General features: G+C 57.8%; 1 pseudogene. It reads left to right on the top strand.

Annotation, left to right across the window (positions count from 1 at the left end):
- Positions 1–41: 41 nt before the first annotated feature.
- Positions 42–606, top strand: a pseudogene (locus tag ND528_RS28085) (toxin); the annotation flags it as partial.

Below are 606 nucleotides of genomic sequence, written 5' to 3'. Positions count from 1 at the left end.
AGTTGTGCCATCAGCGCGACGAGGGTTGTCGCACCAGGCGTATGCACATCGACAGTGAAAGCAATCGCGCAGTACGCCGGGAAACCGGCGATGACGAACCGGACTTTGGCAACTGGTTCGACCTGCACGGCAATCAATCCAGGCTGCGGCACGGCCCGACATTGCACTGGAACAATCGTGACGAGCTGGAACATATAGATCTGGTCATTCGCAAGGACAGCGCCAACGACACCGAGAATTACCGCTACAGCCAGGGCGTGCGGGTACTCAAATATCGCGAAACGGTCGCCAGGGGGGTCAGTCACATCGATAAAGTGCGCTACCTGCCCGGCCTGGAAATCCGCAGCAAAGACAACGGCGAAGAGCTGCACATCATCAGCGTCGGCAACGCGCGGTGTCTGCATTGGGTGAGCAATCCGCCTGCCGCCAACACCCAACTGCGCTATACCCTCGAAGACCATCTCGGCTCTTGTGTGATGGAGCTCAATGAAGAGGCCGTCATCACCAGCGAAGAAGGCTATTACCCGTTCGGCGAAACCGCGTGGATGGCCCCGGAATCGGAAATCGAATACCGCTTCATCCGTTACTCCGGCAAGGAAATGGATG

The organism is Pseudomonas mercuritolerans (assembly GCF_025706525.1).
Taxonomy (GTDB): Bacteria; Pseudomonadota; Gammaproteobacteria; order Pseudomonadales; family Pseudomonadaceae; genus Aquipseudomonas; species Aquipseudomonas mercuritolerans.
The sequence above is the reverse complement of the archived record's forward strand: the minus strand, read 5'-3'. Positions and strand labels throughout refer to the sequence as shown.